Origin of the sequence: Clostridiisalibacter paucivorans DSM 22131, assembly GCF_000620125.1 — a bacterium.
GTDB classification, from domain to species: Bacteria; Bacillota; Clostridia; order Tissierellales; family Clostridiisalibacteraceae; genus Clostridiisalibacter; species Clostridiisalibacter paucivorans.
In genome coordinates, this window is record NZ_JHVL01000006.1 from 61,957 (window position 1) to 79,243 (window position 17,287).

At 29.1% G+C, this 17,287-nt stretch carries 22 protein-coding genes; 19 read left to right on the forward strand and 3 right to left on the reverse strand.

Annotation, left to right across the window (positions count from 1 at the left end):
* Positions 1-22: 22 nt before the first annotated feature.
* From Q326_RS0104140 to Q326_RS0104175, 9 genes are all read left to right on the forward strand, one after another.
* Positions 23-712 (forward strand): hypothetical protein, encoded by a 690-nt coding sequence (locus tag Q326_RS0104140; RefSeq protein ID WP_026894228.1) that lies wholly within the window; start codon positions 23-25, stop codon positions 710-712.
* Between the two features lie 15 nt (positions 713-727).
* Positions 728-1,312, forward strand: coding sequence for an antirestriction protein ArdA (locus Q326_RS16600; protein WP_245592055.1), 585 nt, complete (start codon positions 728-730; stop codon positions 1,310-1,312).
* Positions 1,313-1,425: 113 nt separating this feature from the next.
* Positions 1,426-3,063: an SWIM zinc finger family protein gene (locus tag Q326_RS0104150; protein WP_026894229.1), complete on the forward strand. Its 1,638-nt coding sequence runs from the start codon at positions 1,426-1,428 to the stop codon at positions 3,061-3,063.
* Positions 3,064-3,167: 104 nt separating this feature from the next.
* Complete coding sequence (locus Q326_RS0104155) at positions 3,168-3,644, forward strand: PIN domain-containing protein (RefSeq protein WP_026894230.1); 477 nt, start codon at positions 3,168-3,170, stop codon at positions 3,642-3,644.
* A complete protein-coding gene (locus Q326_RS0104160; RefSeq protein WP_026894231.1) occupies positions 3,631-3,852 on the forward strand; it encodes a hypothetical protein in 222 nt (73 codons plus the stop codon). Before Q326_RS0104155 ends, Q326_RS0104160 begins: the two co-directional genes overlap by 14 nt.
* A gap of 781 nt (positions 3,853-4,633) precedes the next feature.
* Positions 4,634-6,385 (forward strand): ribosomal protection-like ABC-F family protein, encoded by a 1,752-nt coding sequence (abc-f, locus tag Q326_RS0104165; RefSeq protein WP_026894232.1) that lies wholly within the window; start codon positions 4,634-4,636, stop codon positions 6,383-6,385.
* A 96-nt stretch (positions 6,386-6,481) separates the two neighbouring features.
* Positions 6,482-6,643: a nucleotidyltransferase domain-containing protein gene (locus Q326_RS19175; protein ID WP_431188261.1), complete on the forward strand. Its 162-nt coding sequence runs from the start codon at positions 6,482-6,484 to the stop codon at positions 6,641-6,643.
* Entirely contained in the window at positions 6,621-7,316 is a 696-nt protein-coding gene (locus Q326_RS16605) for a hypothetical protein (protein ID WP_431188262.1), read from the forward strand. The genes Q326_RS19175 and Q326_RS16605 overlap by 23 nt, the downstream gene beginning before the upstream one ends.
* 157 nt (positions 7,317-7,473) lie before the next feature.
* Positions 7,474-8,349: an AraC family transcriptional regulator gene (locus Q326_RS0104175; RefSeq protein WP_026894233.1), complete on the forward strand. Its 876-nt coding sequence runs from the start codon at positions 7,474-7,476 to the stop codon at positions 8,347-8,349.
* A 309-nt stretch (positions 8,350-8,658) separates the two neighbouring features.
* Here Q326_RS0104175 and Q326_RS0104180 read toward each other — a convergent pair whose 3' ends face one another.
* Both Q326_RS0104180 and Q326_RS0104185 read right to left on the reverse strand, forming a co-directional pair.
* The gene (locus Q326_RS0104180) at positions 8,659-9,201 is read right to left on the reverse strand and encodes a hypothetical protein (RefSeq protein WP_026894234.1); all 543 of its coding nucleotides are present in this window, start codon (positions 9,199-9,201) and stop codon (positions 8,659-8,661) included.
* Positions 9,198-9,413 carry a helix-turn-helix domain-containing protein gene (locus tag Q326_RS0104185; protein ID WP_026894235.1) on the reverse strand — a complete coding sequence of 72 codons (216 nt, stop codon included), beginning with the start codon at positions 9,411-9,413 and terminating at the stop codon, positions 9,198-9,200. The genes Q326_RS0104180 and Q326_RS0104185 overlap by 4 nt, the downstream gene beginning before the upstream one ends.
* Positions 9,414-9,571: 158 nt before the next feature.
* On the opposite strand from Q326_RS0104185, the gene Q326_RS0104190 reads away from it, so the two are divergent.
* Entirely contained in the window at positions 9,572-10,360 is a 789-nt protein-coding gene (locus tag Q326_RS0104190; protein ID WP_026894236.1) for a ParA family protein, read from the forward strand.
* A complete protein-coding gene (locus Q326_RS16610) occupies positions 10,347-10,943 on the forward strand; it encodes a ParB N-terminal domain-containing protein (RefSeq protein WP_051531118.1) in 597 nt (198 codons plus the stop codon). The genes Q326_RS0104190 and Q326_RS16610 overlap by 14 nt, the downstream gene beginning before the upstream one ends.
* A 277-nt stretch (positions 10,944-11,220) precedes the next feature.
* Here the strand turns inward: Q326_RS16610 and Q326_RS0104200 are convergent, their stop codons facing one another.
* The gene (locus Q326_RS0104200) at positions 11,221-11,514 is read right to left on the reverse strand and encodes a hypothetical protein (RefSeq protein WP_026894237.1); all 294 of its coding nucleotides are present in this window, start codon (positions 11,512-11,514) and stop codon (positions 11,221-11,223) included.
* A gap of 122 nt (positions 11,515-11,636) precedes the next feature.
* Here Q326_RS0104200 and Q326_RS0104205 point away from each other — a divergent pair, with 122 nt between their 5' ends.
* The 8 genes from Q326_RS0104205 (at position 11,637) to Q326_RS0104240 (ending at position 17,282) form a co-directional block, all read left to right on the forward strand.
* Positions 11,637-12,230, forward strand: coding sequence for a hypothetical protein (locus tag Q326_RS0104205; RefSeq protein WP_026894238.1), 594 nt, complete (start codon positions 11,637-11,639; stop codon positions 12,228-12,230).
* Positions 12,231-12,775: 545 nt separating this feature from the next.
* Positions 12,776-12,943: a hypothetical protein gene (locus tag Q326_RS18450; RefSeq protein WP_156936240.1), complete on the forward strand. Its 168-nt coding sequence runs from the start codon at positions 12,776-12,778 to the stop codon at positions 12,941-12,943.
* Between the two features lie 15 nt (positions 12,944-12,958).
* Positions 12,959-13,921 carry a DUF3991 and toprim domain-containing protein gene (locus Q326_RS16615; protein ID WP_051531119.1) on the forward strand — a complete coding sequence of 321 codons (963 nt, stop codon included), beginning with the start codon at positions 12,959-12,961 and terminating at the stop codon, positions 13,919-13,921.
* A 72-nt stretch (positions 13,922-13,993) separates the two neighbouring features.
* On the forward strand, positions 13,994-14,638 hold the full coding sequence (locus Q326_RS0104220; protein ID WP_034601044.1) for a hypothetical protein: 645 nt from the start codon (positions 13,994-13,996) through the stop codon (positions 14,636-14,638).
* A 185-nt stretch (positions 14,639-14,823) separates the two neighbouring features.
* On the forward strand, positions 14,824-15,753 hold the full coding sequence (locus Q326_RS0104225) for a hypothetical protein (protein WP_026894240.1): 930 nt from the start codon (positions 14,824-14,826) through the stop codon (positions 15,751-15,753).
* A gap of 59 nt (positions 15,754-15,812) precedes the next feature.
* Complete coding sequence (locus Q326_RS0104230) at positions 15,813-16,157, forward strand: MobC family plasmid mobilization relaxosome protein (protein WP_245592056.1); 345 nt, start codon at positions 15,813-15,815, stop codon at positions 16,155-16,157.
* Positions 16,106-17,062 (forward strand): relaxase/mobilization nuclease domain-containing protein, encoded by a 957-nt coding sequence (locus Q326_RS0104235; RefSeq protein ID WP_026894242.1) that lies wholly within the window; start codon positions 16,106-16,108, stop codon positions 17,060-17,062. The genes Q326_RS0104230 and Q326_RS0104235 overlap by 52 nt, the downstream gene beginning before the upstream one ends.
* A gap of 19 nt (positions 17,063-17,081) precedes the next feature.
* Positions 17,082-17,282 carry a hypothetical protein gene (locus tag Q326_RS0104240; RefSeq protein ID WP_026894243.1) on the forward strand — a complete coding sequence of 67 codons (201 nt, stop codon included), beginning with the start codon at positions 17,082-17,084 and terminating at the stop codon, positions 17,280-17,282.
* The last annotated feature ends 5 nt before the right edge of the window (positions 17,283-17,287 follow it).

Here is a 17,287-nt window from a genome sequence, read left to right on the forward strand (position 1 = left end):
CAGAAAGAAAGGATTGAGAATAATGTCAAAATTATTTATGTATGGAACATCCTTGGAAGGAATAGAGCAACTTATGGTTATGGTTCCAAATTTCCAGCCAAGAAGAAGTGCTATAGTCATCAATAATTATTTTAACTGCCAAGGAGGTGATGAAAATTGGAAGCTTAGTGTGATTAATGTTGATGATAGTTGCAGGAAATGTGGATACAATAATTCAAATTCCAAAGTTAATGTGGATAAGAAAAGATATAAAGACTTTGTAATGGATTGTTTTGGAAGGATAAACAATAATTCCTTAAGAGAAAGATTAAAGGGGATTAGTAGGAATTTTAAGGGAGAAGTATTTCTAAATTATCATCATAAGGAAAGGTTCTATAATTTTCTGCAAGACCAGGATCTAGATACCAATCATATACAATCGAGATTTATTGCCATTCTATTTTTACTTACTGCTAATGAAGGTCTATGGAAGGTTTCAAAACATTTAATAAAATTAAATGGATTTGATTTAAAAGAAATATGTCTTAGGGAAATAGATACTGATGGCTATGCCCTATACCAAACTGCAAAGACTCTATCAACTGGGAAGGAATATATAAGAATCAATGAGTTAGCAGATAAGGATTTAATAGATGACTATATATTTAAAGCAATAATTAACTCTGCCTTAATCAATAGATATGGGACAGAGTTATTTTTAATTAATAAATAGAATGGAGGGAAAAATTTGAACATAACTATTAAAAAATCAAGGGATACTGATAAAAGAAAAACCATATGGCTTCCAATGGAAGAAGATAAGCTGGAAGAAGTTTGTAATGAATTAGGAGTAGAAATGGCTACAGAGCCAAATTGCTATATAGAAAGCAGCATAGATAAAAGATTTTCAAATATGCTAATAGATAAAAATGTAAATATAGATGAGCTAAATTATCTAATGAAAAGATTTGATGGTCTTAGCCCCAGGGAGATAGAAAAATTCTATGCAGTGTCCTTTGCAGAAGAAACAAAGACAATGGCAGATTTAATAAACCTAAGTTTTAATTTACATTGCTATAGTCTAATAAATAATTTCAGTGACTTTAATAAGCTAGGCAAGGATCTATACTTAACTGAAAAAATGGCAGTGGCAACTAAAGAATTAGAGGAATTAGATGGACAATCCTATGCAATGGGTGTAATAAAAAATAATAAAAGTGCTAAAGTAACTCCTTACGGTGTCTTATATAAAAACTCAAATGATTCAATACAAGTATATATCGAGAAACAATTTCCACCATATGGCTGGAAAGAATCTATGGTTATTATTTGAATTAATTGTAAAGGGTTTTTAAAAGGATAGCATTTCTGAGATAGTTATATTATTATAGAATATAGCAGTACTAATGAAAAGGGAATATATTTTAGTATAGAGGAGCTGAGATAATGTGGAAACATTTATTTCAAGATCACATATTAGGAAGAGGATTAGATTATTTTATTCGTAATCTTGTTGAAAATGTATATGTTAAAGACAATATAATAGAGGCTACTGCATATGGAACTGAAGAATATAAAGTTGAGATTGTGAAAAAGAATGATGAAATAATAGAATTAAGTTGCAACTGTCCATATGCAGATGGTGGAAATAATTGCAAGCATATGGCTGCAGTATTATTTTATTTGGAGGATAAAGAGAGAGCCTTAAAAATAGAAGATATAGAAACAAGCATCACTAAATTAGTAAAAGAAGCAGACTCTGTTCTAGTTGAAGATTTTTTGAACGATATTCTGAAAAATGATGAAAAATTATTAAATAGGTTTAAAAGTAGATTGCAATGTGATATTTCACCGGCAGATATGAAGCGTTATAAAAATCAAGTAAATAGTATTTTTAGGAGATATGCAGGACATCATGATTTTGTTGATTATAAAAATGCCTGGGGTTTCATATCAGAACTTGAAGAGATTCTAGATAATGATATACAAGCAATGGTAGATAATAATCAACTGGAAGAGGCCTTTGAACTTACTAATTATATATTTATTAAAGTAGGAAACCAAGATATGGATGATTCAGATGGGGGAACTGGACGTGTGGCCAACAGGTGTTTAGAGATATGGCAAGAAATATTAGATAAGAGTAGTATTGAGCTTAAAAGAAAGATATACAATTGGTTCACTGGGCATTTGAATGGTTCAGTTATAGATTACATGGAGGATTATATAGAAAAAATTATATTTGATGACTTTAAAGAAGATGAATTTATGGAAGAGAAAATTAATTTTCTGGACAATAAGATAAGAGAATATAAAAAACAGGAAAATTCATTGTTTAATAGTTATGGACTTGGTGAAATGATACTACGACGTATAAATATTATGGAGGAAATGGAGGTAAGCCAAAATATAATTGAAGATTACTGGAAGGAAAATTTGGAAATTAATGAAGTGAGAAAACATTATATTGATATTTGCATAAATAGAAAAGACTATGATATGGCAATTAAATTACTTAGGGAAGGTAAAGATAAGGAAAAAGATTGGCCAGGAATTGTAACCAATTATAGCTTGAAGCTAAAGGACTTATATAAACAAATTGGAGAACAGAAACTTTATGAAGAAGAACTATGGTCATTAGTATTAAACTATAAAGCAGGAGATGTGGAATTATATAAAGAATTAAAATCATTTTATACAGATAAAGAATGGATGGAAAAGAGGGAAATAGTTTTTAGTAAATTATCCCCTTATAGAGGAATTGATAAACTATATGAACTTGAGGAATTATATGATAGATTAATTAATATAATTATAAATTCTAATGGCTTGTATATGCTAATAGAGTATGAAAAAGTTTTAAAAGATATTTATCCAAAAGAACTTCTTGATAAATATGAAAATACAGTAAAAGCTATGGCAACGAATACTTCTGGCAGGGCACACTATAGAGAGATAGTATCTATTTTAAGACGAATGAAGAAATATCCAGAAGGTAAAGAAAAGGTATCTGAAATTGTAAGTGATTGGAGATTAAGATATAGGAACAGACCTGCAATGATGGATGAACTAAGTAAATTATAGTATACGAAGATTCTTTTATTCTGGATAGGCTATACTAAATAGGAGAGATTTTCTCCGAATATGATATAATAAGTATAAGAGGCATATAGGTAGGGGGAATATAGATGAAAATATATTTTGATATGAACATATACAATAGGGTGTTTGATGATCAAACACAGATGAGAATAAGATTTGAGTCTATGGCAATAGATATTTTATTTGAACTAGTTGAAAAGAAAAAATATGAATTAATTTGGTCCTTTATTTTGGAATATGAAAATAGTAGAAACCCATTTATAGAAAGGAAACTCAATATTATATCTATTTCTACCCTGTGCAATGAAGTAATAAAGCCCAATAATAAGATTAAAAAAATGGCTAAAAAAATAGTTATGAAATCAAATACAAAAGATAAAGATGCATTACATCTTGCTTCAGCTGTACATGGAGGATGTAAATATTTTATAACCTGTGACGATAAATTTATAAAAACAATAGAAAGAAATAGAGATAACTTGAAGTATATGATTAAAGATATTAAACTATATAATCCTATAGATTTTCTTAGGAAGGAGATAGATATTGATGTTATTGAATGAGAAAAGCAAATTCACAGATAAAGAAATAATAGAAAAGGGTTCTAGGGCATTAATAAAGGAACTGGGGTACTCTGGGTTTTTAAGATTTATACGCCATTCTGAAGGAATAAGTAAAGAAGATTATTTGAAGTTAGAAGGTGAAATATTTGATGATCTATCTTTAGATGAAATATTTGATAATGCTAAGAAACACTGGGAGGGTAGATAGTAATTAATACTAAAATCTTTTATTTTCATAGAAAAGTTTTAGGAAAATATAAATAATAAGTTATGTAAATTATAAAAAACAAAGCTTTCGAATTAATTATTATTCGAGGGTTTTGTTTTTTATGAATTCAATGGAAAAAGGATATTATGTACTCTTAAATATCAGGTATTAAAATGGTGTAGGTAAACAATAGAATCAATAATTATAAAAATATATAAATTTTGAAATATATCTTTCCACCAAGGGACTACTATTTCTCCACGACATCTTTATTGTACTCTCAAGGCATGTGGAGACAGTTGTACGACTATCTCGTCGCAACCCTTGATTTTACTAGTGTTTCAGCAGAGTTTATAACTTATTGTATTAATCTTTATATTGTTTTTTAAATACATAAGCATAAATAATTTAATATTTAAAAGAGATTGAGTAAGCGACAATTTTATCTTCACATTGAATTTGAAATAAATTTATGATAATATTTAGTTGTATTAAAAAATCTAAAGTTTATAATATGGAGGTAAAGATGAATATAATGTTTTTAACTAATAAGTAATTGAATAAAAAATCTTGAACTCGTGTATAAGGGAGTAGTGTGCACTTTTTTAAGAGATGATAGTTAAAAACATAAACAGGCAATCTAAATTAATTATAAATTTATATATTTAGTGACATAGATTAAGGTAACTGCAATAAAGCACCTGTGTGTTTTAATTGCAGTTTTTTGTTTTTCTATCAACTCTTAGGCATATACAATTAAAATAACTAAGGGGATGATATTATGAATTTCTATTTTGAAAATTTATATAAAAGTTATGATGGGAAGAAAATATTTGAAAATATAAGTGGAAGAATCGATAGTGAAGATAGGATTGGTCTTATTGGCACTAATGGTATTGGTAAAACAACACTTGCTAAGATAATATCCGGTAGAGAAACTAGTGAGAAAGGAAAAGTTGAAATTTCTTCTTCATTAAAAATTCTTTATATAGATCAAGAACCTAAATTTGATGCGAACATTTCAGCTTATGATGAGTTATTTAAGTTCTCTCTTTCAAATGATAGTAATACTAGGAAACCAGAGTTTATTATACAGAAAGCATTAAATACAATTGGTTTAGCAAAAGAATTATGGTATCAAAAAGCAAAATATTTAAGTGGTGGAGAAAAAACTAAACTTATGCTTTGTAAGATAATGATAAGTAATTTTGATTTATTGATATTAGATGAGCCTACTAATCATCTAGATTTAGTAAGTTGTCAATGGCTTGAAGAATATCTTATCCAATTAAATAAAACTATATTAGTTATATCACATGATCGTTTCTTTCTAGATAAAGTTACAAATAAAATCTGGGAGTTAACATCGGAAAGTTTAAAAGTATACAAAGGTAATTACAGTGAGTATAAAATTCAGAAGGAAAATGAAATTAAAAGTATCATGAAGGAGTATGAGAAGCAACAATCTAAAATACAAAGCTTAGGGAAAGTTATAAGTGAGAGAAAAAACTGGTTTACTAGTGCCCATAGTTCAGCAGGACAAAATGATTTTTATAGAGCAAAATCAAAAAAACATGCTAGTGTCATAAAAGCTAAGGAAAGAGAACTTGAAAAATTAGAAACTAATAAAATCGATAAGCCTAAAAAAATTGTATCACCTGCATTTGAAGTTATAAATAAAAATATATTAGAAGCAAAACTACCTCCTATTTTGGTTAGGGTAGAGAATCTTTATAAAAAATATGGGAAAAGGACGATATTTGAAAAAATATCTTTTAATGTTATGAGAGAAGATAAAATAGCATTAATAGGTGACAATGGTGTTGGAAAAACTACATTGCTAAAAATCATTAAAGACCTAGATGGTGAATATGAGGGAAAAGTTGTGATAAATCCCTCAGTAAGAATAGGATATTTTTCTCAGGAACTCGGTAATTTAAATAGTAAAAACAATATTATTGATGAGATTTTGCTAATTGGTTCAAGACCTGACGAGGCAAGAATGCTTTTAGCAGTATTATTTTTTAAGGGAGATGATATACAGAAAACAATTAATGACCTGAGTATGGGAGAAAAATGTAGAGTTGCTTTTGCTAAGTTGATATTATCAGGAGCTAATTTGCTTATACTTGATGAGCCAACAAATTATATGGATATTATCTCTAAAGAAAAGATAGAAGAAGCATTAGAAGACTTTCAAGGGAGCATAATCTTTGTTTCCCACGATAGATACTTCATCAAAAAGATTGCTAATAGAATAATTGAAATTGAAAATAAAAAAATAAAGTTCTATGACGGAGATTATTGTTATTATCTATCCAAAAAACAAGAAGAATTTGTACAAGATAAGATAGGAAGGGATTATAATCAAATAAGCAATAATATTAGACGTTTGGAATGTGAATTATCATTTATAAGTGGAAAACTTGCTGAACCTTTAGATGAAGAGAAAAAGGAGCAGTTAAATGAAAAATTTATGAAGATAGCAAAAGAACTTAATGCGAATAAGGCAATTATAGAAAAAGTTAAATAGATCATTAAATGATAATATTTGATTATTATATAAATCAAATTACTTATAGTTGAAATAAAAATATAAAAGTTACTGTTACAGAGAAGGGTATAAGTTATGGAAATAGAAAAGATATTTAATAAAATTGTCTATCTGTTAAAAGATGTTAAAGGCATTGAAGGAATTGTACTAGGAGGTTCGAGATCAAGAGGAACTCATCACGAAGCTTCTGATATTGACATCGGTATATATTATGATGTCAATATCAGAAGCATTTGATGTAACTGAAGTTAGTAAGATTGCTACTAGAATTGATGATGAGCATAGAGCGAATTTAGTTACACCTTTAGGTGAATGGGGTGATTGGATTAATGGAGGTGGATGGCTTGTAGTTCAAGGTTGTCATGTAGATCTAATATTTCGAGATATAAAAAGAGTAGCACAGGTGATTGAAGATTGTTTATTAGGAAAGATATCTACTCATTATCATGCAGGTCATCCACATGCTTATTTAAATGTAATGTATATGGGAGAGATAGCTACTTGTAAAATCTTATTTGATCATCGTAAGCAAATATATGAACTTAAAGATAAAACTAAACCATATCCAAAAGCTTTGAAAGATTCTATAATTAGATATTTTATGTTTGAAGCATCTTTCTCTCTAATGTTTGCCAAGGATAATGTTGATAAAGATGATGTTTCATATGTTGCTGGTCATTGTTTTCGAAGCATTTCATGCTTAAATCAAGTTCTTTTTGCTAAAAATGAAGAGTACTGTATAAACGAGAAAAAGGCTGTTCGGATGATAGATAGCTTTAATATCAAACCGAAGGATTATAAAAAAAAGATAGATGATATTATTACATTGATTTCTTCGGATAAAGATAATACAAAAAAAGGATTAGATATGATTCAAGAACTTATTGATGAAATTGACATTAATAAATAAAAAGCTTGAATTGTATAAGGACTCTTAGCATAATGAATATTTTAGGGTTTTATTAATTATATTTATTAAAATAGACCAACCCTACATAATTGGGCAAGAAATGTCGGATGGATAGTTTCAGTTTCTGCTATTCTATTGATAAGAGGAGGTCATAGAAATGGATTCACTTAAAAGAATGAATGAGGCGCTTAGTTATATTGAAGAAAATCTCGACAATGAAATTGACTTAAAAGAAGTTGCAAGATTAGCTTTGTGCTCAGAATATCATTTTCAAAGGATGTTTTCTTTCCTTGCTGGTGTTACTTTGTCAGAATATATTAGGCATAGACGCCTTACTCTTGCGGCGTTTGAGCTTAATAATAGTGAGATAAGAGTTATTGATGTTGCTGTGAAATATGGATATAGCTCAGCAGACTCTTTCACAAGAGCTTTTCATAACTTGCATGGGGTAACACCGTCAGAAGCTAAGAACAATGGAAAGTTACTAAAAGCATATCCACCAATGACCTTCCAATTATCAATAAAAGGAGGAAGTGAATTGAATTATCGAATTGTAGAAAAAGAAACATTTAGTATAGTTGGTATTAAGAAAAGAGTGCCTATTGTTTTCAATGGAGTAAATCCAGAGATTTCTAAAATGTGGAAAAGTTTAGATAGGGAAATAATCAGTAAACTTAAGGAATTATCTAATGTAGAACCTATAGGATTAATTAGTGCATCTACAAACTTTTCGGAAGGTAGAATGGAAGAAAAGGGAGAACTTGATCATTATATAGGTGTGGCAACAAATAATAAATGCCCAAGTGATCTGGTTGAACTTAGAGTTGAACCTTCAACATGGGCTGTATTCGAAGTAGTAGGTCCGTTTCCAGAGACACTTCAAAATATTTGGGGACGTATTTATTCTGAATGGTTTCCTTCTTCAAATTATGAAATAGTAGAAGGTCCAGAAATTTTATGGAATGAGAATAAAGATGTAACTTCACCAAAATTTAAAAGTGAAATATGGATACCGGTTATTAAAAGGAAATAGTAACTTTAATCAAACTTATTTTAAGCCTCTATATAAAAACCCCCCTATATCTTAAGGGGGCTTAGGAGGCGATGACTATTATTTTTGCGATTCAGTATCACTTTACTACCAAAACACGTTTGGAGACAGTTGCACAATTATGTCGTCTCAAGTATTGGTTTTGCTAGCATTTCACAGTTTTGTTATTTCTATTTTTTTTAGGAAAAATAGCTAAAAATAGAATAATAGATATAAAAAATGACAGAACCAATTATTGTGTGCTGTCATTTTTTATGTTTGTTATTTTTTAAAGATATAGATGTTGTAAGGTTATGAACCATACGTAAAATAAATAAGATCATCTAGTTCATCTATTGTAGTTTTCAAATTTTTTAGATTAATAACTAAATTATTTGGTATTGAAGGATTCATTTTCTTATCCTCAGGATATCTGAAGTTAAAGGAGTTTTTATCCAAGTTATTTAAAAATAGAATTACCTCACTAATAAAATCTAAATCTTTATTTTTTAAATTTCGACTAAGAAATTTCTTAGATTGTGTCCAAATTTTCAATAAATTATGTGATGATTTTCTTATAAAGTCTTGATAGTCATCTTTACTTAAATTTTGATAGCATATGTTCTTCAGTGCTAATTCTAAATATTGTCGATAATTAAATACAATAGGAAATAAATATAAATCTGGTGCCATAAGCTCTACTAATTCATCAGCAGCTGATTTATAAGAATCTATATAACCAAAGTTAATAGTTGATTTTCCATAAATATTTTGCCACCCGAATTGAGCAGAATAATTAATAGAGTTATTTTGACATATAAAATTTGATACGTTCTTATTAGATTTATTTTTCATATCTTTTCTCCATCCTTATCAACAAAATACCCTTCAAACTCACATCCCAAAGCTTCAGCGATTTCCTCTAATTCTCTTGTAGAAAAGTTATCCCTTTTAAATTTATTAGCTAAATTCTGATTAGAAGTTCCTATTCTACGGCTTAGTTCAGCAATAGTAACATTTTTTCTCTTTAATAAAATACGGATTTTTTCACCCATCATAAGCTTCATTTTTATCACCTGCCTAAAAATATAATACACTATAGAGTTAATTAAATCAATTTGAATTAGAAAACTTAATTTTTAAATTTGATGAAACGTTGTCATTATTAACTTTAAAATGCATAATAAAATTATATAGTGAATATTAGAAAGGAGAGAAAAAAATCATGAGTAAAATTATAGCTATAGCATCACAAAAAGGAGGGGTTGGAAAATCTACAACTTGTAGGAACTTAGCAACCATTTTAGCAAAGAAGGGATATAAAGTTTTAGCAGTGGACTATGATAATCAGGCAAGCATGACAGATTGTTTTGGAATTGAAAAACCAGAGAAATTGGATAAAACACTTTACCATTTAATGATGGATGTTATTACTGAAAATGATTTACCAGCAAAAGAGGATTACATCATAGAAAAGGAAGGAGTAGATATTATTCCCAGTAGCATTGAACTATCAGCTGTGGAGATTAACCTTGTCAGTACCATGAGTAGGGAATATGTTCTTAAAACAATTATCGATGAGCTTAAAGAAGACTATGACTACATACTTCTTGATTGTATGCCATCCCTTGGATTAATAACATTAAATGTACTGGCAACTTGTAATAGTGTCTTAATTCCTGCAACACCTGAATATTTATCTGCTAAGGGGTTAGAGCTGGTTTTAAAAACCATTGTGAAGCTGAAGAAGAGAATAAACCCTCAAGTAACATTTGAAGGGATATTACTGACTATGTTTGAAGAAAGGACAAACCTTTCAAAGAGTATTCTTGAAATGATTGAAGAATCCTATGGTGAGAATATTAAAATATTCAAGACAAGAATACCTAAATCAGTAAAGGTTGGAGAAGCAAACTTACAAAGTATGAGTATAGTGGATTATATGCCAGATCATAAAGCATCCATAGCCTATGAAAACTTTGCAAAGGAGCTGATTAACAATGGCAGAAAATAAAAAGAAAAAAACAGAAACCTTTGCTTCCATATTTGGTGACGAATCAGAAGACATTATAGAAAGCAAAAATAAAGATAAAGATGGAACAACTACGCTAAATATCAATGACCTTATACCCTTTGAAAATCATCCCTTTAAATTATATGAAGGTGCTAGACTTGATGATATGGTGGATAGCATAAAAAACTACGGTATCATCGTCCCTATTGTAGTCAGGAAAAAAGATAATCAATACCAAATTTTAAGTGGCCATAATAGAGTTAATTCGGCAAAAATAGTAGGGCTTTCAGAAGTTCCTGCAATTATAAAAGAAAATCTAACAGAAGAAGAAGCTACCTTAATTGTCACAGAAACCAATCTTATGCAACGTTCCTTTACTGATTTAACACATTCGGAAAGAGCAACTGTAATAGCTACAAGATATAATGCAATGAAGAGCCAAGGGGTTAGGACAGATCTTTTAAATAAAATTGAACAGCTATCAAAAGTTAGGAATTTAGCTGCTGATGAAACTTCTCGCCCAATGGGCGAAAAGTTAAATTCAGATAAAAATCTAGCAAAAGAATATGGAATATCCCCCTAGAAATATTTTAAGATACCTTAGAAACAGAAATATTCCTGATATAATAACTTTAACGCCATTAAATTTAAGATATTGATTACTTATTTCTAAACATTTAATTTTTAGTGATTTTCGTATAGAATAGTAAAAATTACTATTTTTTATTTATTTTATATCTTTCTACATTTTATAACAAATTTTTTATTATTTGTATGATAATATAGTAAATGCAAGTACAAGTTTTAATAACTAGGAGGTAATTCTTATGAAAAGTGATAAATTTAGAAATAAAATAATTTTAACGTTTATTTCTCCAGATAAAATGATTAAGAATTAAAGCTAAACATGCTAAAAGGTAGCTGTATAACTCTTTATTTATACCATGAAAAATGATGATAACTCCACTATTAATCAATACAAAGATAAACAAACCAAGTGTTTTTTTAGTTAAATTATCGTTAAATTCTTTTAATATAATAGGAATACTAGAAAGTACTATAAACACATAAACAGCAACTTCAAGAGAACTATATATAAAGATTATGATGCTGATTAATGTAGCTATTATGTATGGTTTGATAAATTTATTCAAAACGACACCTCCTAACTAATTTAAATAAAATAGAATATTAACTATTATTTTCCATAATGTTATTTTTATTATATATTGTAAATAAGGAGGAAGCAAGTTATAAATGAAAGGGAGATGAATAAATGAAAAAAAAATTACTTAGCTTATTATTAATTTCTTGTTTGCTAGTTAGTTCTATGCCACTCGCTGTTTTTGCGGAAAATAGTAATGTATTTAAAGAATCAATATCTATTATTATTGACGGAGAAAAATATAATTTTGAAAGAACAATAAATAATGAAATTGTTACAGCTGTTCTAAAAACGATGGAGGGAAAAATAGTAGAGAGTGCAACAGCAAATCATCAAACACAAGAAATAGCTATTACTAATGGTAATACTATGAGTTTTGATGCTGCTTTTGATTCTATTTCAGCTAAGTCTTCAATTGATTGGGGAAAGTGGTCTACAAATGAAGAAGTAACAACAATAAAAGGTAAAACTGCTGCAGGAATTTTAGTTATATTAGCAGTGTTGTCCCCTTGGGTAAGTGCAACAAAATGCTTAACTATAGCATCAGCACTTGTTAGTATGGGAGCGGATGAGTTAAAAGTAAAAGTTAAAATTCGCTATGGTACAGATGATGAATACCAGTACTATGAAAGAGTAACATATTTTTATGGAGATGGTGACTATCTAGGCAGCTTCTCTGACTCTGGGAAGAAATTTTTAGATTAGTAGTTTGAATTATGCTTCCTCCTTTTTATAACTAAAGAGTCAACTCGTTATATACAGTTGACTCTTTAAAGTTTTATGTACATGAACACCCCCTCAGAGCTGTTTTAATGGGGTTTTATTTTTTTTATACCTACTTGTCCTATTAAATTCAATTAGTCATAAAAGAATTGGCGAGAGTAGTAAATTAATTATATAATTTAGACACTTTATAGAAAATTTCAAAACCCGCTGTATTCTATAAAAAAATACTTAAATGTTAAATAAAGTCTAGGAAAAACCCTTTTACATGGGCTTTTTCCTAGATTTTAAACAATAATATTTTAAGGAATGGTATATTTATGTATATTATAATTGGGTTTGTAATCGGAATATTTATTTCATTATTTATTGTAATAACTATTCCAGTAATATGGGAGATTATGCAGTGATTATATATTAAATTTATATTGATATTGTTTTAATTATTGGTAGTACAATATGTATAGTTGAAACAATAAAAAAATATTGGAATAAGTGGTTTTGTAGGAAATGTTGGCGAGACCCCGATGAGAGAATATGTTAATGAATTTGGAACGAAAAGTTTTTTACTAAACTATAAAGAGTTAAATTTTTCATCAGAAGAGAGAGAGAAGATAGGTGTTTTAAAAAGAATATTAGAAACATTGGATGGTGATATTGAAACCATAGATTTTGGTGAGGAAGATGATTATTAAAGGAAGGTGAGTATCATGGCTAGAAAATTACGCAAATTTAGTGATGAACAAATTAATCAGGCAAATGATATAAACATCATTTCTTATGCACAAAGTATAGGATACGAAGTTAAAAAAATATCTCCAAGGTCTTATAAAATTCCTGGCTATGGTGGGCTTTGTATAGATGGGAACGGACATAAGTGGAATTGTTTTTCAAGGGGAATAGGGGGTGGAGCTATACAGTTCGTTATGGAAATGGAAGGAAAGACATGGGTAGAAGCAATTAAGCAGCTATTAGGAATATCTCAGGATGAACTTCCATATATTCCACCACCACTTAGGGATATTGAAATAAAAGGAGAATTAGAGCTTCCTAAAAAGAATGATACCTACAAGCATATATTTGCCTATTTAATCAAGACTAGAAAATTAGATGCTGATATAGTCAATCAATTTGTAAAGAGTAAAAAAATCTATGAAGACACCCATCATAATTGTGTATTTGTTGGGTATGAGGAAGAAAACAATCCTAAATTTGCAAGTGTGAGGGGGACTAATACCAGGAAGAAATTTCGTAGAGACATAGAGAATTCAGATAAAGGGTATCCATTTTGCCAAGAAGGCAGAAGTGATACCCTTTGTATATTTGAAAGTGCAATTGATCTTATGAGTTATTTAACACTTTTAAAGTTTTATGGCATAGCAAAATTCCATCACCACATGCTTTCCATGGGAGGAACATCCTATATTCCAATTGAAAAATATTTAGAGAAAAATCCTAATATAACAAGCCTTATATTATGCCTTGACTCTGATGATGAAGGCAACTTTTTTTCACAAAAGATTAGAGAAAAGTTTGGTGAGGAATATAAAGTTGCAAGGCATATTCCTAATGGGAAAGATTTTAATGATGAGTTAGTAGATTTTACTAAAAAGGCTGGAATTATTGAAAAAACAAGGGAAGTGACAGCTATTGAGGAAGAAAATATGGTATAATTTGTGTTAAGGTTGAAGAAGGTTTTTTATAAAAGCTTTATATAAAGCATAAGTATGGGAGATTGAGAAGTTATGGAGATACAAGATTTTAATATTATAAGAGCTATAGATAGTATAAAAGAAAAGAGAAAAGTATTTCATTCAGAAGCTGATTTTCAATTTGCATTAGCATGGGAAATTAAAAAATTATATACAGAAGTAGATGTTAGATTGGAATATGCATATAATATTCATGATAAAATTTACCATATTGATATTTTAGTGATGCTTGAAGGTAAATTTATACCTATTGAGCTAAAATATAAAACTTTGAAGAAATCGTTGATTATAGGTGATGAGGAATTTACATTGAGGAATCATGGTGCACAAGATTTAGGAAAGTATGATTTTATTAAAGATATTGTTAGACTGGAGACACTACTGTCAGATGAAAATAAATTTGTTGAAGGATATGCAGTAATGCTTACTAATGATCCAAGTTATTGGAATGGTAGTATTAGAAAGAATACGTGTTGTGCAGCTTTTGATATAGGAAATGATAAAAAGATAAGTGGCGTTTTAAAATGGGCAGAACGTACAAGTACAGGAACGATGAAAAATCGTGAGGAAGCTTTAGATTTATTAAGTGAATATAAGATGAAATGGTATGAGTATAGTTATTTTGATGAAAAGAGAAACGGAACATTTAAGTATCTTGCAGTTAAAGTATTAAAATAATTTTTTATTCAATATCCAAGAATACCTCAATAGATCCTTTAGGATTTAAGAGGGCAAGCTTCCACTTTGTTTAACAAAGTGTTTTAAGATGGGGAGGGATCCCCCAGCCCTCTAATGAGTTGAAATAAAAGAGTATTTTAGCTGAAATAGTTGAATTGATAATCAAAAGATTGGGAGGTAAAAGTATGCGTAGTTATAGGGGGAAAATTTATGCTGATGATCTTGTAGAAACAATTCAAAAATTCAAGAATGATATTTCAGATATAGATAAAAAATTATGTGATGATATTCTTGTGAATAAAGGATTATTTATAATGGCTAATTCATTATTTGAGGAGTCTATAAGAGAATTGATGAATATTGTATTGACTTCATTTCCAGAAAAATTGAATTTAAAGTCAATTACAATATCTAAAAAACAAATTTGTGAAATTGCAGATAGAGGATATAAAGTAATTCTAGAAAAAGAGCTTTACTCGATTTTTCGAGAAGGCGTTGTATCACAATTGAATTATTTAATTGAAATTATTTGTGGGATAAAAGTTAAAGATATTGATTCTAATATTAAGCAAATTATCGAAAAGTGTTATGAGATTTCTCTCTATAGAAATGCATTAGTACATAATGGTGGAAAAGTAAGCAAAGATTTGTATGGTAAAGCTAAATATTATAAACCTATAAATCAAAATGATATTAATTTTAATACAACTATGATTAAGAATTTTATTTTTGATTACGAATCATTTTTTAATTTTATAGAAAAAGAGGTTTGTAAAAAATTTAGTTACTATAAAGAGACTACTAGAATACAGAAACTTAAAGAATTATGGTATAGATGTTTTAATAGTCCCTTATTGATATTTGAGAATTATTGGGAAATAGATATAGAGCATGATTTAATTACTGGTTTAAAAAAATGTGAAAAAGAAGTAAGTTTAAGTAGTGGCGAGACTGTATATTTATCTATTTGGAGGCATCAATACGATGATAGCTTTAATACAAAAGAATTTTTGCTTTGCAGTATTGACTATTCTATTATTTGTGATATGTATAATGTGTTTACTGATGTTAAATTTTATTATATGTCCCAAGAAGCAGAAAGACTCAATCGTTAAATAATATTTACTTCAAATTGTATAAATAAAAAAGATGATATATAAATTAACGAGAAAAGTTGTTTTTACTTGGAGGTGATACCATCAACAAAACCAAATTCATCGGTTTCCGTCTCACCGAAGCCGAATACCAAAAAATCGAAAAGAAAGCCCAAAAATCAAAAATGAATATTAGTCAATATGTATCCCTGTCAGCTCTTGGCAGGGATATTGTTGTTATTGAGGATTTAAAAGAATTAACACATCAATTATCAAAGGTAGGAAACAATGTCAATCAAGTAACCATGCTTGCCCATCAAGGAAAAATAAAAGCAGTTGATCTATCGTCTGTCAAAAAGGTGGTGGAAGATATATGGCAGTTGTTGAATTCATTAACGGAAAAAACAAGACGTACGGGGCGATGAAAAGAGTACTTGCATACATTACAAATCCTGCTAAAACAGAGCCATATCTCATAGATGGGTATAATTGTGATATTAACAATGCCTATAATCAATTTGTTTTAACCAAAAGAAATTACAACAAAGAAACTGGCAGACAATATATCCACCTTACTCAAAGCTTTGCACCCTATGATAAAGTGACTCCTGAAGAAGTAAAAAAAATAGCAGATGAACTATTGCAAATGGAATTTTTTAAGGGATTTGAAATAGCCTATGCAGTTCATACAGATAGGGATCATTTGCATACCCATTTTGTTGTGAATTCAGTGAATGCACAGACAGGGCGTAAATGGAAACAAAGTGCAAAGCAGCTTCAAGACCTAAAGGATTATTCAGATGAGCTATGTAGAAAGAGAGGTTTAATTATTACCCATGGCAAAAAAGGTAATTACAAGAATAGGGGTGAATATCGAAGTAGAGATAGAGGTCAAAGCTGGAAATATGAATTATATTTAGCAGTTAAAAAGATGAAATGGTATTCTAAAAATAAAGAAGACTTTATCAAAAACATGGAGAAATTAGGATATAAGGTTGATTGGAGGGATGATAGAAAGTATATTACCTTTACCACACCAACTGGCAAGAAATGCAGGAATAGAAAATTGTACCCACCTGAAAAATTTACAAAAGAAGCTCTATTAAAAGCATTTGATCTAAATAAGCAAAGAGCAAAGGATAGAGAATTAAAAAATCGTATGGAGCTAGTACTATCTTTGGTATATGTGATTCAGTCAAATCCAGATTATGATGCAGTTAAAAACTATCCATTAACAGCACTAGAAGGAGAAGCGTTAAAAGATGAAATGGCCGAACTTAAAAAAGGAAAGGGGTTAGATTGGGATAAGGAAAAAGGTAGAGAATTCTAAAATAAAAGGGGCTGAGAATATGATCTTTAGTGAAACAGAATTAAAACTGATTTATACAAATCTTATAGGATATGTTGGTCTAAATCCTAATATAGACTATAAAGGTGAAAAAGCTATTGGAGCTGTATTAGATAAAATTGAGAGACTTGTGCCTGAAATTAAAAGGCATGAAAGCTATGAAAAGTTAAAGCTTGTAGAAGATGATGGACTGGAACTGTGAGGTGA

Coding starts and splice junctions, on each gene's coding strand:
- Q326_RS0104140 (WP_026894228.1), top strand. CDS start 23: ATGTCAAAATTATTTATGTATGGAACATCCTTGGAAGGAATAGAGCAA.
- Q326_RS0104150 (WP_026894229.1), top strand. CDS start 1,426: ATGTGGAAACATTTATTTCAAGATCACATATTAGGAAGAGGATTAGAT.
- Q326_RS0104155 (WP_026894230.1), top strand. CDS start 3,168: ATGAAAATATATTTTGATATGAACATATACAATAGGGTGTTTGATGAT.
- Q326_RS0104160 (WP_026894231.1), top strand. CDS start 3,631: ATGTTATTGAATGAGAAAAGCAAATTCACAGATAAAGAAATAATAGAA.
- abc-f (WP_026894232.1), top strand. CDS start 4,634: ATGAATTTCTATTTTGAAAATTTATATAAAAGTTATGATGGGAAGAAA.
- Q326_RS19175 (WP_431188261.1), top strand. CDS start 6,482: ATGGAAATAGAAAAGATATTTAATAAAATTGTCTATCTGTTAAAAGAT.
- Q326_RS16605 (WP_431188262.1), top strand. CDS start 6,621: ATGTCAATATCAGAAGCATTTGATGTAACTGAAGTTAGTAAGATTGCT.
- Q326_RS0104175 (WP_026894233.1), top strand. CDS start 7,474: ATGGATTCACTTAAAAGAATGAATGAGGCGCTTAGTTATATTGAAGAA.
- Q326_RS0104180 (WP_026894234.1), bottom strand. CDS start 9,201: ATGAAAAATAAATCTAATAAGAACGTATCAAATTTTATATGTCAAAAT.
- Q326_RS0104185 (WP_026894235.1), bottom strand. CDS start 9,413: ATGAAGCTTATGATGGGTGAAAAAATCCGTATTTTATTAAAGAGAAAA.
- Q326_RS0104190 (WP_026894236.1), top strand. CDS start 9,572: ATGAGTAAAATTATAGCTATAGCATCACAAAAAGGAGGGGTTGGAAAA.
- Q326_RS16610 (WP_051531118.1), top strand. CDS start 10,347: ATGGCAGAAAATAAAAAGAAAAAAACAGAAACCTTTGCTTCCATATTT.
- Q326_RS0104205 (WP_026894238.1), top strand. CDS start 11,637: ATGAAAAAAAAATTACTTAGCTTATTATTAATTTCTTGTTTGCTAGTT.
- Q326_RS18450 (WP_156936240.1), top strand. CDS start 12,776: ATGAGAGAATATGTTAATGAATTTGGAACGAAAAGTTTTTTACTAAAC.
- Q326_RS16615 (WP_051531119.1), top strand. CDS start 12,959: ATGGCTAGAAAATTACGCAAATTTAGTGATGAACAAATTAATCAGGCA.
- Q326_RS0104220 (WP_034601044.1), top strand. CDS start 13,994: ATGGAGATACAAGATTTTAATATTATAAGAGCTATAGATAGTATAAAA.
- Q326_RS0104225 (WP_026894240.1), top strand. CDS start 14,824: ATGCGTAGTTATAGGGGGAAAATTTATGCTGATGATCTTGTAGAAACA.
- Q326_RS0104235 (WP_026894242.1), top strand. CDS start 16,106: ATGGCAGTTGTTGAATTCATTAACGGAAAAAACAAGACGTACGGGGCG.
- Q326_RS0104240 (WP_026894243.1), top strand. CDS start 17,082: ATGATCTTTAGTGAAACAGAATTAAAACTGATTTATACAAATCTTATA.